The sequence below is a fragment of the Streptomyces sennicomposti genome, assembly GCF_019890635.1.
GTDB classification, from domain to species: Bacteria; Actinomycetota; Actinomycetes; order Streptomycetales; family Streptomycetaceae; genus Streptomyces; species Streptomyces sennicomposti.
In genome coordinates, this window is sequence record NZ_JAIOAB010000020.1 from 1 (window position 1) to 15,236 (window position 15,236).

General features: G+C 73.7%; 11 protein-coding genes. 3 read left to right on the forward strand and 8 right to left on the reverse strand.

Translation table 11 applies throughout. The annotated features are described in order from the left end of the window. From K7787_RS13950 to K7787_RS13960, 3 genes are all read right to left on the reverse strand, one after another. The coding region (locus tag K7787_RS13950) for a protein kinase (RefSeq protein ID WP_372456643.1) at window positions 1-838 on the reverse strand (838 nt) is incomplete at its 3' end. Window positions 839-1,014: 176 nt separating this feature from the next. After that, a complete protein-coding gene (locus tag K7787_RS13955; protein ID WP_223001593.1) occupies window positions 1,015-3,123 on the reverse strand; it encodes a serine/threonine-protein kinase in 2,109 nt (702 codons plus the stop codon). A gap of 999 nt (window positions 3,124-4,122) precedes the next feature. Continuing rightward, complete coding sequence (locus tag K7787_RS13960; RefSeq protein ID WP_009190202.1) at window positions 4,123-5,829, reverse strand: glycerol-3-phosphate dehydrogenase/oxidase; 1,707 nt, start codon at window positions 5,827-5,829, stop codon at window positions 4,123-4,125. A gap of 281 nt (window positions 5,830-6,110) precedes the next feature. On the opposite strand from K7787_RS13960, the gene K7787_RS13965 reads away from it, so the two are divergent. Continuing rightward, on the forward strand, window positions 6,111-7,319 hold the full coding sequence (locus K7787_RS13965; RefSeq protein WP_009190201.1) for a nucleotide sugar dehydrogenase: 1,209 nt from the start codon (window positions 6,111-6,113) through the stop codon (window positions 7,317-7,319). A gap of 318 nt (window positions 7,320-7,637) precedes the next feature. On the opposite strand, the gene K7787_RS13970 is transcribed toward K7787_RS13965, so the two are convergent. The 4 genes from K7787_RS13970 to K7787_RS13985 form a co-directional block, all read right to left on the reverse strand. Then, entirely contained in the window at window positions 7,638-8,762 is a 1,125-nt protein-coding gene (locus K7787_RS13970) for a GuaB3 family IMP dehydrogenase-related protein (protein ID WP_019981685.1), read from the reverse strand. Between the two features lie 117 nt (window positions 8,763-8,879). After that, a complete protein-coding gene (gene guaB, locus K7787_RS13975; RefSeq protein WP_009190199.1) occupies window positions 8,880-10,382 on the reverse strand; it encodes an IMP dehydrogenase in 1,503 nt (500 codons plus the stop codon). 171 nt (window positions 10,383-10,553) lie between these two features. Continuing rightward, the gene (locus K7787_RS13980; RefSeq protein WP_009190198.1) at window positions 10,554-11,141 is read right to left on the reverse strand and encodes a sigma-70 family RNA polymerase sigma factor; all 588 of its coding nucleotides are present in this window, start codon (window positions 11,139-11,141) and stop codon (window positions 10,554-10,556) included. Between the two features lie 853 nt (window positions 11,142-11,994). Beyond that, window positions 11,995-12,606, reverse strand: a complete 612-nt coding sequence (locus K7787_RS13985) for a response regulator transcription factor (protein ID WP_003948568.1) — start codon at window positions 12,604-12,606, stop codon at window positions 11,995-11,997. 381 nt (window positions 12,607-12,987) lie between these two features. On the opposite strand from K7787_RS13985, the gene K7787_RS13990 reads away from it, so the two are divergent. After that, entirely contained in the window at window positions 12,988-13,317 is a 330-nt protein-coding gene (locus tag K7787_RS13990) for a WhiB family transcriptional regulator (RefSeq protein ID WP_009190196.1), read from the forward strand. Between the two features lie 164 nt (window positions 13,318-13,481). Here the strand turns inward: K7787_RS13990 and K7787_RS13995 are convergent, their stop codons facing one another. Next, window positions 13,482-14,399 carry a LysR family transcriptional regulator gene (locus tag K7787_RS13995; protein ID WP_223001594.1) on the reverse strand — a complete coding sequence of 306 codons (918 nt, stop codon included), beginning with the start codon at window positions 14,397-14,399 and terminating at the stop codon, window positions 13,482-13,484. An 83-nt stretch (window positions 14,400-14,482) separates the two neighbouring features. Here K7787_RS13995 and K7787_RS14000 point away from each other — a divergent pair, with 83 nt between their 5' ends. Then, on the forward strand, window positions 14,483-15,163 hold the full coding sequence (locus K7787_RS14000; protein WP_027758017.1) for an MOSC domain-containing protein: 681 nt from the start codon (window positions 14,483-14,485) through the stop codon (window positions 15,161-15,163). Window positions 15,164-15,236 lie beyond the last annotated feature (73 nt).

A 15,236-nucleotide genomic window follows, 5' to 3' on the forward strand; every position in this document is an offset into this window, starting at 1 on the left:
CCGGCCCGGGGCCGCCGTAGCCCCCGGCACCCGCAGACCGCCCGGCCGGGCCGCCGCTGCCGGGCCCGTACGCGCCCGGCGCGCCGCCCTGGCTCGCGCCCGCACCGCCCGCACCGCCCGCGGCAGCGCCCGCGCCGCCGTGGTCCTCGACTCCCGTGTCCTCGTCGTCCTGCGGCGGGACCGGGTCGTAGCCGCACAGGGCCTCCTCCGCCGCGCCGACGGCGAGGCCGGTCAGCATCACGCGGCCGTCGTCGCAGACGAGGACCGTGCGGGCGGTGATGTTGCGGTGCACCCAGCCGTGACCGTGCAGGACGCGCAGCGCCATGAGTATGTCGGAGGCGACCTCGGCCGCCCTGTACGGCGTCAGCGGCTGCTCCGCCAGCAGGGCCGCCAGCGGCCGCGCGGCCACCAGCTCGCTGGCGATCCACAGCGAACCGCCCTCGGCGAACACGTCGAAGACCTGGTCGAGCCGGGGGTGGTCGGGGATGCGGGCCGCGGCCTGCGCCGCCTCCACCGCCCGCCGCACCGCCGGGTCGGCGGGCCGCCGGGTGGCCGGACCGGCCCCGCGCGCGGACGCCGCGCCTCCCGCCGCACGCGCCGGGTACCCGGTGCGCGAGGGCCGCAGGGCGCCGCCGTCCCGGGGCGTGAAGCCGTCGGGCAGGCCGTCCGCGTCGAGCACCTCCGCCTCGACCACCTCGGGCAACGGCACCTGCCGCAGCAGGACTTCCTGGCCGCTGTAGGTGTCGAAGGCGCGGGTCTCGGTGAGTTCGTACTCGTCGGACGGGGGCAGCGGCAGGCGGTAGCGGTCGGCGAGAACCCGGCCCGCGTAGTCGTCCACGTTGCCTCCCCCGGCCGCACCGTCGGTCAAATCCGTTCGCTGTCCGCCAAGTTCCCCTTGCTCACGGACCGCAACCACTCACGATACGTGCCGGAGGCAACCCGCAAAGAGAGGATGCCGGATCTCGTGGCCGCGAAAGCGCGGACGGGGCCCGGCGGAAACCGGACCCCGGTGCCTCACTTGGCGGGTTCGAAGGACTTCGTGAGCGTCTGCCAGGTGTCCCGGCGCAGGTCGTCACCCCAGTCGTCGGCCTTGGCCGTGTACATCAGGGCGTAGCCGTGCGTGGAGTCGGTGACGAACCCGCGGTCCACACTGCGGTACGTGGTGCCGCCGTCGGTGTAGGTGAACTCCCAGTCGGCCGCGTTCCAGCCGCGGTAGCCGACCTTCTCGATCCGGATGACCTTGTAGTGCGGCCGGACCATGGAGCGTTCCTGGTTCTTCCAGTCGGCCACCGGGTCGCTCTTGGGCGTGGACGTCCAGGCGACCAGCAGCTTCTGCCCGTCGGGGCCGGTGAACCGGTCCCCGGCGTCGGCGGCGTAGGCGTACTTCCATCCCTCGGGCAGTCCGATGGAGTACCCGTGCGGGCTCTTGTACGTCGTCACCACGCCGTCGTCGTCACCGGACGGATCGGAGTCCGCACCGGAGCCGGAGGCGGAGGCGTCGTCGCTCTTGCCGCCGTCGGCGCTCGCGTCGGTCGCCTCGGCCGCGCCGCCCGTACCGGCCGAACCGGCCGACCCGTCCGTGCCCTTCGCGGAGCCGGACTGCTTGCCGTCCGTGCCCTTGGCGCCGCCGCCGGCGCCCGTGGCGGCGCTCGCGGTCGCGGCGGCCGACCGGCCGGCCGCGCCGCTCTTGTCGTCGTCGGAGTCCCCGCCGCCGCTGAGGGCGATGCCGAGCACGACGCCGATCACGGCGAGCGCCACCAGCACCGCGATGATCACCAGCGTGCGCCGGGGCACCACGTCGGTGAGCGGCGCCCGCGGGGCCTGCCGGGGCGGCAGGTCCAGGTCCGGCGGCGGCATCACGGGCCACCCGGAGCCGCTGCGGCCGCCCTGCGCGCCGCCGCCCTTGGCGTTCGCGCCGCCGGCCGATGCGCCCGTGGCGGGCGTCGCCGGGGCGGGGCCGGACGCGCTCGCCGAGGCCGCCGCGCCGGACGCCGGCTTGCCGGACGCCTGCTCGGCACGGCTCGCCGCCGCGGAACCGGCCGCCCCCGACCCGCCGGCCGCCTTGCGCACCGAGCGCAGCGCGCCGCGCAGCCGGTCGGACACCTCCTCGCCCCGCTTGCCCTCGGCGGCCGCGGCGCCGGCCGCGGCACCGGAACTCCGGTCCTTCGCACCGCCCTTGCCCGAGCGGCGGTCCGGCTGCGCGGGCAGCGGGACGACCTTCGTCGCGTCCGCGGGCGGCTCGGGAGCCGTCCTCGCGTCGGGCCCGTCGATGACGGCCTTGAGCATCGCCCGGGCGGCAGCGTCGTCCAGACGCTTGGCCGGGTCCTTGTTGAGCAGGCCGTAGATGACGTCCCGCAGCGGGCCGGCGTTCTTCGGCTCCTCCAGCGGTTCGGTCATCACCGCGGTCAGCGTGGCGATCGCCGAGCCCTTGTCGTAGGGCGGCGTGCCCTCGACGGCGGCGTAGATCAGGCCGCCGAGCGACCACAGGTCGGCCGCGGGGCCGGGCTTGTGGCCGCGGGCGCGCTCCGGGGAGATGTAGGAGGGGGCGCCGACCAGCATGCCGGTCGAGGTGATGGACGGGTCGCCCTCGACCTGCGCGATGCCGAAGTCGGTGAGCACGACCCGGCCGTCCTCGGCGATGAGCACGTTGGACGGCTTCACGTCCCGGTGCAGGATGCCCTGGCGGTGCGCCGAGCGCAGCACGTCCAGGACGGCGAGCCCGACCTCGGCGGCGCGCCTCGGTTCCAGCAGGCCGTCCTCGCGGATGACCTCGGCCAGGGACTTGCCCTCGACCAGTTCCATCACGATCCACGGCCGGTCGTCCTCGTCGACCACGTCGAAGACGGTCACCGCGCTGGTGTTGCGGATGCGCGCGATGGCCTTGGCCTCGCGCAGCGTGCGCGTGATCAGGCGCCGCTTCTCGTCCTCGTCGATGTTGGACGGGAACCGCAGTTCCTTGACCGCGACCGTCCGGCCCAGGGTCTCGTCCTCGGCCCGCCACACCGTGCCCATGCCGCCCCGGCCGAGCACGTCCCCCAACCGGTAACGCCCGGCGAGAAGACGCTCGCTGTTGTCCTGACGAGTGTCCTGACGGGATGCCCCCGCCCGCTCCGCCTCCGACATGCGTCCCCTCATGCAACCCGCCCTGACAGAGGCTCCATTGTCCCTCACCCGACAAGTGCTCCACGCCCAGGGTGCCCCTCGCGACGCCCGGTCCCGCCGCCGAACGGCGCGTCCGGCACGGCGGGATGACGGGCCGTGACAACAGGTCAGCGCGGGGTGCCGACGCCGCCGGACACTTCCGCCCGTAAGGGTCCCACCTCCGTCCCGACGACCGGAATCCGACGCGCGCCGAACACTTCTCCGCCCCGTCCCACCGACCGCGCGCCGGCCCGAAGCGGCACGATCTCGCCGCCGGCCGGCCGGGGCAGCACGCCCTCGGCGAGCGGCCTGCCGGACGACGCCCGCGGCCACAACGGACCGTCGACCGGGGCGGCGGCACGGCCACGGCAGGCGGTCCGCCGGGGCGGCGGCTCGGCGGCCGGGCAGCCGGGGCGTGGCAGCCTTTCGGCGATCGGCGCCGGCGGGCGGCCGGCAGCAGGCGGTGGCGGCACGGCCACACGGCGAACGGTCGGCCAGGGACCCGCCCCCGGCGAGCGGCCGACCGGGTGGCGGCACGGTCGGCAGTCGGCCGGGGGCGGCACGACCACGGCGGGCCGCCAGTGGCGCCCCGGCGAGGGCAGCCGGCCGATCGGAAGCACGCCCCCCGGCGAGCAGCCGGCCAGGTGGCGGCACGGCCCCGGCCGGCGGTCCGCCGGGACCGCGGTCCCGCCGTCTGCGGCCGATCCGAACAAGCGGCGCAGCATCGGGCAGGACGGCCGGCCACAGCGCTCCCCCGGCCGCCCGGCCTCCCCACGCCCCACCGCACCGGCGGGTCGGCCGCCGCGGCTGTTCCGCGGTCGGCCGCCGCGCCGCGTCCGGCGGCGGGCCGTGCGGCGGCCCTTCGGTGGCTGGCCGACCGCAGCCCGGCGACCCGGCGGCCGGGCGGCTAGGGGGCCGGGGGCCGCGGCCCGGCAGCCCGTCGGCGGTCGGCTTCGGTGGTCGGTGCCAGCGGCCGGACGGTTACAGCGGCACGATGTCCGGTGCGCCCAGGCGGGCCGCGTCCGCCGTCAGGTCGTCGGGCTGGCGCTGCGACTCGCGTTCGGCCTCCACCCGCTTCTCGTAGTGCTCGACCTCGCGCTCGATCTGGTCCGCGTCCCAGCCGAGCACCGGCGCCATCAGCTCCGCCGCCTCGCGGGCGCTGCGCGTGCCCCGGTCGAAGGTCTCGATGGATATGCGCGTACGCCGGGTCAGCACGTCGTCCAGGTGCCGGGCGCCCTCGTGCGAGGCGGCGTAGACGACCTCGGCGCGCAGGTAGTCGTCGGCGAACTGCAAGGGTGCGCCGAGGGCCGGGTCCTCGGCGATGAGGGCGAGGACCTCCAGCGCGGCCGAGCCGTACCGGTTGAGCAGGTGCTCGACGCGCACCACGTGGATGCCGGTGTCGGCGGCGATGCGCGCCCGCGCGTTCCACAGCGCGCGGTAGCCCTCCGCGCCGTAGAGCGGGATGTCCTCGGTGACGCAGTCGGCGACCCGCATGTCCAGGCCGTGCACGGCCTCGTCGACGGCGTCCTCGGCCATCACCCGGTACGTCGTGTACTTGCCGCCGGCGACCACCACGAGCCCGGGCGCGGGGTGGGCGACGGTGTGCTCGCGGGAGAGCTTGCTGGTGGCGTCGGACTCGCCGGCCAGCAGGGGCCGCAGGCCCGCGTACACGCCCTCGACGTCGTCGCGGCCGAGCGGCACCGCCAGCACCGAGTTCACGTGTTCCAGCAGGTAGTCGATGTCGGCGCTGGAGGCGGCCGGGTGGGCCTTGTCGAGGTCCCAGTCGGTGTCGGTGGTGCCGACGATCCAGTGCCGGCCCCAGGGGATGACGAACAGGACGGACTTCTCGGTGCGCAGGATCAGGCCGGTGGTGGAGTTGATGCGGTCCTTGGGCACGACGAGGTGGATGCCCTTGGAGGCGCGGACGTGGAACTGGCCGCGCTCGCCCACCATCGCCTGGGTGTCGTCGGTCCACACGCCGGTGGCGTTGACGACCTGCTTGGCGCGGATCTCGTACTCGCCGCCGCCCTCCACGTCCTGCACGCGCGCGCCGACCACCCGCTCGCCCTCGCGCAGGAAGCCGGTGACCCGGGCGCGGTTGGCGGCCTTCGCGCCGTAGGAGACGGCGGTGCGCACCAGGGTGGCGACGAAGCGGGCGTCGTCCACCTGGGCGTCGTAGTACTGCAACGCGCCCACCAGGGCGTCCTTCTTCAGGCAGGGGGCGACGCGCAGGGCATGACGGCGGCTCAGATGGCGGTGCAGGGGCAGGCCCCGGCCGTGGCCGCGGGCCATCGACATGGCGTCGTAGAGCGCGACGCCCGAGCCGGCGTACCAGCGCTCCCAGCCCTTGTGCTGGAGCGGGTACAGGAACGGCACCGGGCGCACCAGGTGCGGGGCGATGCGCTCCAGCAGCAGGCCGCGTTCCTTCAGGGCCTCGCGGACCAGGGCGAAGTCGAGCATCTCCAGATAGCGCAGCCCGCCGTGTATCAGTTTGCTGGAGCGGCTCGAGGTGCCCGACGCCCAGTCGCGCGCCTCCACGATGCCGGTGTTCAGGCCGCGTGTGACCGCGTCCAGGGCCGTGCCCGCTCCGACCACGCCGCCGCCCACGACCAGGATGTCCAGCTCACGCTCGGCCATTCCCGCCAGTGACTCGGCGCGCTGCGCCGGCCCCAGTGTCGCTGTCCTCACTGCTGCCTCCCGGTGTCCGTCGCGCCGGCCGCACCCGTCGGGCGAAGCCCGTCCCATCTCCCCCACGAGTCTCCCTGCCCAGAATTCTGACCGCCTTGCCCGACTTCAGCCACCAGTCGCCGCCCGCCTGTGGACAACTCGGCCCGGCACTCCGAGAAACACGCTGGTCAATCCCGCAAAACGGTCATATTTACTCCTAGTCTGACATTGCACTCGCTCGTCCTGTCCACCGGGCTTGCGGGTTCGCGCCACGTCGGTTATTGGGAAGGACGGCCCACGCCATGCCCGCAGATCTCGCCGTCATCGGACTCGGTCCTCTCGGCCTGCCCCTGGCCCAGGCCGCCGTCGCCGCCGGCATCACCACGCTCGGCTACCGGACCGGGGACGAGTCGGGCCCGCTCAGCGCGGCCGAGCTGCGCCGGATGCTCTCGGGGGGCTTCCGGCCGGCCACCGACCCGGCCGAACTCGGCCGGGTGCGCACGGCGGTGATCTGCGCGCCGACGCCGCGCGGCGCGGACGGCGGGCTCGACCTGACCCAGGTGGAGGCCGCCGCCCGCGCTCTGGCCGGGCAACTGCGCCCGCACACCACCGTGATCCTGGAGTCGCCGGTGCTGCCCGGGACCACGGAGGAGTTCCTGTGCCCGCTGCTGGAGAAGGGCTCGGGGCTGCGCGCGGGCCGCGACTTTCACCTCGCCTACTCGCCCAGCCGCGTCGATCCCGGCAATCGCGACGTCACCCCGGCCAACACGCCCAAGGTGATCGGCGGTCTCACCCCCGCCTGCACCGAGTCGGCCGCTGCCTTCTACGGCCGGCTCACCGACAAGGTGGTCCGCGCGCGCGGACTGCGCGAGGCCGAGACCGTGCAGCTGCTGGAGACCAACTACCGGCACGTCAACATCGCCCTCGTCAACGAGATGGCGGTGCTCTGTCACGACCTCGGCGTCGATCTGTGGGACGTGCTGCGCTGCGCGGAGACCAAGCCGTACGGCTTCCAGGCCTTCCGGCCCGGCCCCGGCGTCGGCGGCCACGGCCACCCCCAGGACCTCACCGGCACCGCGGGGCGCGGCCTGCGCATGGTGGAACTCGCCCAGCGGGTCAACAGCCGCATGCCCCGCTACGTCGTCCAGCGCGCCGCGACCCTGCTCAACGAGCACGGCAAGTCGGCCCGGGGCGCGCGGGTGCTGCTCCTCGGCGTCACCTACAAGCCCGACCTCGCCGATCTGGAGGGCACGCCCGCCGAGGAGATCGCCGTCCGCCTCACCGGCCTCGGCGCCTCGGTCAGCTACCACGACCCGCACGTGCCCGCCTGGGAGGTCGAGGGCCGCCCGGTGCCCCGCGCGGACGCCCTGTACGAGGCGGTCGCCGACGCGGACCTCACGATCCTCCTCCAGCACCACCGCACGTACGACCTACAGGGCCTCTCGGTCAAGGCCCAGCTCCTCCTGGACACCCGGGGCGCCGCGCCCACGGGGGCGGCGCACCGGTTGTGAAGGGGGGCGCACGGGTGCGGCGGACCACCGCCGACGGTGGAGGAGCAGCGGTCTCGCCGATAGGGTGAGCGCCGGAGGCCACCGCAGCGGCCACTGCGACGGTTTCTCTGTCACCAGGCCGAGCGTCCACCCCTAGTTCTTGTGGGGTGGCCGCTCAGCGGCCGTAGATCCACAAGATCATCCTCCTCCGGAACTTCACCAGCCGAAGCCGGCGCTGCTCCGCCCGACGACGGGCGCGCCCCCCAGCGCAGACGCCAAGAGGCCCGGCCCCCGCGCTGATGCGGGGGACGGGCCTCTTGGTGTGGTCGGAGTGGGTGGTTACCGCTTGTGCTGGGAGTCGGCGACCGTCACCTCGACGCGCTGGAACTCCTTCAGCTCGCTGTAGCCCGTGGTGGCCATGGCGCGGCGCAGGGCGCCGAAGAGGTTCATGGAGCCGTCGGGGGTGTGCGAGGGGCCGGTGAGGACCTCCTCGAGGGTGCCCACCGTGCCGAGGTCGACCTTCTTGCCGCGCGGCAGCTCCTCGTTGACCGCCTCCATGCCCCAGTGGTGGCCCTTGCCGGGCGCGTCCGTGGCACGGGCGAGCGGGGAGCCCATCATCACCGCGTCCGCGCCGCAGGCGATCGCCTTGGGCAGGTCGCCGGACCAGCCGACGCCGCCGTCCGCGATCACGTGCACGTACCGGCCGCCGGACTCGTCCATGTAGTCGCGGCGCGCGGCGGCCACGTCGGCGACGGCCGTCGCCATCGGGACCTGGATGCCGAGCACGTTGCGCGTGGTGTGCGCGGCGCCGCCGCCGAAGCCGACCAGGACGCCGGCCGCGCCGGTGCGCATCAGGTGCAGCGCCGCCGTGTACGTGGCGCAGCCGCCGACGATCACCGGGACGTCCAGCTCGTAGATGAACTGCTTCAGGTTCAGCGGCTCCGCCGCGCCCGAGACGTGCTCGGCCGACACGGTCGTGCCGCGGATGACGAAGATGTCCACGCCCGCGTCCACGACGGCCTTGGAGAACTGCGCGGTGCGCTGCGGGGACAGCGCGGCGGCCGTGACCACGCCGGAGTCGCGCACCTCCTTGATCCGCGCCCCGATCAGCTCCTCCTTGATCGGAGCGGCGTAGATCTCCTGGAGGCGGCGGGTGGCGGCCTCGGCGGGCAGCTCGGTGATCTCGTCCAGCAGCGGCTGCGGGTCCTCGTACCGCGTCCACAGGCCTTCGAGGTTGAGCACGCCGAGGCCGCCCAGCTCGCCGATGCGGATGGCGGTGGCCGGGGAGACGACCGAGTCCATGGGGGCGGCCAGGAAGGGCAGCTCGAAGCGGTAGGCGTCGATCTGCCAGGCGATCGAGACCTCCTTCGGGTCCCGCGTACGGCGGCTGGGGACGACGGCGATGTCGTCGAAGGCGTACGCCCGGCGGCCGCGCTTGCCGCGCCCGATCTCGATCTCAGTCACGTCTGTGGCCTTTCCCTGATGCGTTTCAGCGTCTTCCAGTATCGCCGACGCCCATGGCGAGGGCGGCCCCGGAGGATCCGGGGCCGCCCTGTGAGACCTGCTGCCGCGGCCGGCCGCCTACTTGCTGCTGTAGTTCGGCGCCTCGACCGTCATCTGGATGTCGTGCGGGTGGCTCTCCTTGAGGCCCGCCGAGGTGATGCGGACGAAGCGGCCCTTGGACTCCATCTCCTCGATGGTGGCCGCGCCGACGTAGCCCATGGTCTGGCGCAGACCGCCGACGAGCTGGTGCAGCACGTTGGCCAGCGGGCCGCGGTAGGGCACCTGGCCCTCGACGCCCTCGGGCACGAGCTTGTCGTCGGAGGCGACCTCGGCCTGGAAGTAGCGGTCCTTGGAGTACGACTTCGCCTGGCCGCGGGACTGCATGGCGCCCAGCGAGCCCATGCCGCGGTACGACTTGAACTGCTTGCCGTTGATGAACAGCAGCTCGCCCGGGGACTCCTCGCAGCCGGCCAGCAGCGAGCCGAGCATCACCGTGTCGGCGCCGGCGGCAAGCGCCTTGCCGATGTCGCCGGAGTACTGCAGACCGCCGTCGCCGATCACCGGGATGCCGGCCGGACGGGCCGCGAGGGCCGCCTCGTAGATGGCGGTGACCTGCGGGACGCCGATGCCGGCGACCACGCGGGTGGTGCAGATCGAGCCCGGGCCGACGCCCACCTTGATGCCGTCGACACCGGCGTCGATCAGGGCCTGCGCGCCGTCGCGGGTGGCGACGTTGCCGCCGATCACGTCGATGGACACGCTGGACTTGATCTTCGCCATCCAGCTCAGCGCGTTGCTGTTGTGGCCGTGCGAGGTGTCCACGACCAGGAAGTCCGCACCGGCCTCGGCGAGGGCCTGGGCGCGCTCCAGCGCCTCCGGGCTCGCGCCCACGGCGGCGCCGACGAGCAGACGGCCCTCGGCGTCCTTCGCGGCGTTCGGGTACTGCTCGGCCTTGACGAAGTCCTTGACGGTGATCAGACCGCGCAGGATGCCCGCGTCGTCGACCAGCGGCAGCTTCTCGATCTTGTGGCGGCGCAGCAGCTCCATGGCGTCCGCGCGGGAGATGCCGACCTTGCCGGTGACCAGCGGCATCGGCGTCATGACCTCGCTGACGCGGCGCGAGCGGTCGGTCTCGAAGGCCATGTCGCGGTTGGTGACGATGCCGAGCAGCTTGCCGGCCGGGTCGGTGACCGGGGTGCCGCTGATGCGGAACTTCGCGCACAGCGCGTCGGCCTCGGCGAGCGTGGCCTCCGGGTGGATGGTGATGGGGTTGGCCACCATGCCGGACTCGGAGCGCTTGACCAGGTCGACCTGGTTGGCCTGGTCCTCGATGGACAGGTTGCGGTGCAGGACGCCGACGCCGCCGAGGCGGGCCATCGCGATCGCCATGCGGGACTCGGTCACCTTGTCCATCGCCGCCGACAGCAGCGGGATGTTGACCCGGACGTTGCGGGAGATGCGGGACGAGGTGTCGACCGCGTTGGGGAGCACCTCGGATGCGCCCGGCAGCAGCAGCACGTCGTCGTAGGTCAGCCCGAGTGTCGCGAACTTCTCGGGCACTCCGTCGACGTTTGCAGTCATGACACCTTCCCCAAATGGCCTTGATCGGTGCGGATGTCCATGCTAACGGGAAGCGAAGGCGTCTCATTCCACGATTCCACGACGGACCACTGCCCGGGGCTTCGTATCTTCGTACGGAACCGGGGCGCCGCCGGTCCAACTGGCGTACAGCCAGGCTCGACCGGCGTACGGCTACTGCTCGGCGAGGGCCCGCAGGCGGCTCAGCGCGCGGTGCTGGGCGACCCGGACCGCTCCCGGTGACATTCCCAACATCTGCCCGGTCTCCTCCGCGGTCAAGCCCACCGCGATGCGCAGCAGCAGCAGCTCGCGCTGGTTCTCGGGGAGGTTGGCCAGCAGCTTCTTGGCCCACTCGGCGTCGCTGCTGAGCAGCGCCCGCTCCTCGGGGCCGAGGGAGTCGTCCGGGCGTTCGGGCATCTCGTCGGAGGGTACGGCGGTGGAGCCGGGGTGGCGCATCGCCGCGCGCTGGAGGTCGGCCACCTTGTGGGAGGCGATGGCGAACACGAACGCCTCGAAGGGGCGGCCGGTGTCGCGGTAGCGGGGCAGGGCGAGGAGAACGGCGACGCAGACCTCCTGCGCCAGGTCCTCCACGAAGTGGCGCGCGTCGCCCGGCAGCCGGGACAGCCGGGTGCGGCAGTAGCGCAGCGCGAGCGGATGGACGCGGGCGAGCAGATCGTGCGTGGCCCGCTCGTCGCCGTCGACGGCACGGTGCACGAGTGCGCCGATCGCCCCTTGGGCAACTGCTGCCTCGTCGTCGCGCATCGGTCCATGGTGCCTTGGCGCCGAACGCTCCGTCGCACCACCGTCATGGTTGTGCACCGAAGCGTTATGAGCGGGTGCGCCGGAACCCATCCCCTGCGCCCTCCCATTCCGCTCGACCGACTCGTCCCCGAGGAACTCCACACCTCAAGGATGCGGCATCAGCGCCGAAACGAGCATCGGCCTGTCGGCGGGCGACGTCGCCGCAGGTGACCGGGGTGCGGTACGCGGCGCCGGCCGCCGCCTCGCCCCGGCCTCGCGCGGACCCGCACCCTGCGGCCTGTGTTCCCCGGACCACCCGGTTCCTCCCCGACGGTCGGCGACATGACGGCGGGCACTCGCCCGGCGGGCGTCTCCCCGCCCCGGCGGAACGCCCCGCAGGGCCACCCGTACGGCGGTCAGCCGTCCGAGGCCGACCCGCACCCGGAACCCGCCGGCGATACTCGGGACCCGCTCGCACACGACTCGGACCCGCTCGCGCACGTCTTGGGGCCCGCTCGCGCACGCGGCTCGGGGGCGGCCCGCAGCAGAACGGGAACCCGCGAACGGCCCGTGCGGGACGGCACGCGCCACGGATCACCGCACCGCGCCGAACCACCGCACCGCCACGCCCGCCGCCGTCGCCACGTCACGCGCCCCCCGCGGCGCGTCGTCGCATCGTCGTCGCGTTCCGCCGTACGTCCGGGTCCCCGGACGCGCACCGGCCGGCCGGGCCGGCCTGTCCCCGCCGCCGGGAGGCGGCCCGGTGCGCCGGACCCGGGCCCGCCCGGGACCCGGTCCGGGGCCTGACGGACCGGGGATCCGGGACCTGACGGTCCGGTCCGGTACCTGGCGGTCCGGTCCTGGCGGGACCGTCCTAGCGGACCAGGCCCCAGCGGAAGCCGAGCGCCACCGCGTGCGCGCGGTCGGAGGCGCCGAGCTTCTTGAACAGCCGGCGGGCGTGCGTCTTGACGGTGTCCTCGGAGAGGAACAGCTCACGGCCGATCTCCGCGTTGGAGCGGCCGTGGCTCATGCCCTCCAGCACCTGGATCTCGCGCGCGGTGAGCGTCGGCGCGGCGCCCATCTCGGCGGACCGCAGCCGGCGCGGCGCGAGCCGCCAGGTGGGGTCGGCGAGGGCCTGGGTCACCGTGGCGCGCAGCTCCGCGCGGGAGGCGTCCTTGTGCAGATAGCCGCGGGCGCCGGCGGCGACGGCGAGCGCCACGCCGTCGAGGTCCTCGGCCACCGTGAGCATGATGATGCGCGCCCCCGGGTCGGCGGAGAGAAGCCGCCGGACCGTCTCGACGCCGCCCAGTCCGGGCATGCGCACGTCCATCAGGATGAGGTCCGAGCGGTCGGCGCCCCAGCGGCGGAGGACTTCCTCGCCGTTGGCCGCCGTCGTCACGCGCTCGACGCCGGGCACGGTCGCGACCGCGCGGCGGAGCGCCTCTCGGGCAAGCGGGGAGTCGTCGCAGACGAGGACGGATGTCATGGCCGCCCTCCGCAGCTGATGCGCGTCACCTTGAGCCTCCAGGCTGGTACGAAATCGTCACCTGTGCGGTCGACCGTCTCGGACGCCTGCCCGAGCACTTGTGTTTTCAACCGCCTCCGCACTCTCAACGACGGTCACTCGAAAGAGTTACGGGGCCGTACGCCGTTTTCGGCACTCTACGTGAGGGAGCGGACACAGGGCAGACACAACGTCATCCCCTCAACTTTTCATCACAAGCTATGCCCCATTCAGCCCCTTTTCTTCCCGTTTCCAGGTGTCTAGGGCTAGATTCGCAATGAGTCATATTTTCATCTCCTTAGATCGGAGATGTACGGTCGTCGGCACCGTATCCGCCACCGAACGGCTACAAGGGGTCACGCAATGGCAGATTTCTCCCGCCTTCCAGGACCGAATGCGGACCTGTGGGACTGGCAGCTGCTGGCTGCCTGCCGCGGGGTGGACAGCTCGCTCTTCTTCCACCCGGAGGGTGAGCGCGGGGCCGCCCGCAGCGCCCGCGAGAACTCGGCCAAGGAGGTCTGCATGAGGTGCCCGGTCCGTGCGGAGTGCGCGGCACACGCCCTGGCGGTGCGCGAACCGTACGGAGTGTGGGGCGGTCTCACCGAGGACGAGCGCGAGGAGCTGATGGGGCGGGCGAGGAACCGTCTGGTCACGGCCTCGTCGCCGAGCGGGGACACCGCTTCGAACAACTGAAGGAACGTTTCTTCTGACGATCACCAAGGGCACGCGCAGGCGTGCCCTACCTTTTGCGGCCCCCGCCGCACCGTCTTTCGCGGCCCCGCCGCACCGCGCCCCACCGCACCCTGCCCCGCCGCGCCCCGCGCCCGCCCACCGCGTCCGGCGCGCCGGGCGCCGTCTCACCGCGCCCCGGCCCGCACCAGTTCGTCCAGCGTCGCCGCCACCGCCGGGACCTGGGACAGGTCGGGGAGGGTGAGGGCGACGATCTCGCGGCGCACCGCGGGCGCCAGGGGCACGGTGTGGACGCCCCGGGGCCGTACGGACTCGATCGCGAGTTCGGGCAGGACGGCGACGCCGAGGCCGGCGCCCACCAGCCCGGCCACCGCCGGGTAGTCGTCGGTGGCGAAGTCGATACGGGGCGTGAAGCCCGCGCCCGTGCACACCTCCACCAGCTGGCCCCGGCAGCGCGGGCAGCCCGCGATCCACGGTTCGTCGGCGAGTTCGGCGATGGCGACCGGGCCGGAGCCGGCGCGGGCCAGCCGGTGCCGTTCGGGCACGAGCGCGACGAGCCGGTCGGTCAGCAGCGGGCGGACCACCAGGTCCGCCCACTCCTCCGCGCCGGCGGCGTCGCGGTCCGCGGCGTCCTCGTAGCGGAAGGCGAGGGCCACGTCGCAGTCGCCCTCGCGCAGCAGTTCGACGGAGCGGGGCGGTTCGGCCTCCTCCAGGGAGACCCGGGTGCCGGGGTGCGCGGCGCGCAGCGCGGCGAGCGCGGTGGGCACGAGGGTGGAGCTGCCGCTGGGGAAGGAGACGAGGCGGACCCGGCCGGCGCGCAGTCCCGCGATGGCGGCGACCTCCTCCTCGGCGGCGGTGAGTCCGGCGAGGATGCCGTTGGCGTGCCGGACGAGCGCCTCGCCGGCCTGGGTGAGCCGCATCTCGCGGCCGGTGCGGACGAGCAGCGGGGTGCCGACGGAGGTCTCCAGGGCCTTCATCTGCTGGCTGACGGCGGGCTGCGTGCAGCCGAGATCGCGCGCCGCCGCGGAGAAGGATCCGCTGGTGGCCACGGCGCGCAGGACACGGAGATGTCGGGCCTCGATCACCCTTCGAGCATAAGCCTGGCTTGGGTGATCCTCGCGATATCGCGTCGACACTTTGGCCCCCGGTCGCCTACCGTGCGGGCATGATGCAGCTTCTCTCCGTCAACGTCGGCCGGGCCGAGGCCGTGCCGTACACCGACCATCCGCAGGGTGTGACCGGGATCGACAAGCGGCCGGTGGACGGGCCGGTGCGGGTGGCGGCGCCGGGGCCGAAGGGGGTCGGCGCGAGCGGGCTGGCCGGGGACACGGTGTGCGACATGCGGCACCACGGCGGCGACGACCAGGCCGTGTACGCGATGGCGCGCGAGGACCTGGACTTCTGGGAGCGCGAGCTGGGCCGGACGCTGCCGAACGGCTCGTTCGGCGAGAACCTCACCACGGTGGGCCTGGACATATCCGGGGCGCGGATCGGCGAGCGGTGGCGGATCGGCTCGCCGGCCGGTCCTTCGGTGCTGCTGGAGGTCACCAGCGGGCGCATCCCGTGCCGTACCTTCCAGGGCCATCTGGGTGAGAAGGGCTGGGTGAAGAGGTTCACGCTGAACGGCGCGCCGGGCGCGTACCTGCGGGTGCTGGAGCCGGGTGAGATCCGCGCGGGCGACCCGGTGGAGATCGTGCACCGGCCGGACCACGATGTGACGGTGGCCCTGCAGTTCCGGGCCACCACGACCGAGCGGTCGCTGCTGCCGCGGCTGCTCGCGGCGGGCCCGGCGCTGCATCCGGAGGCGCTGGCGACGGCGCGCAAGTACGCCGAGGCGTACGCGGGCTGACGGGACGTGCGCGACGGCGCGCGCTTTTCGCGCGCCGCCCTCCACACCCCTCCTCCACCGATCGGGAGAGCCT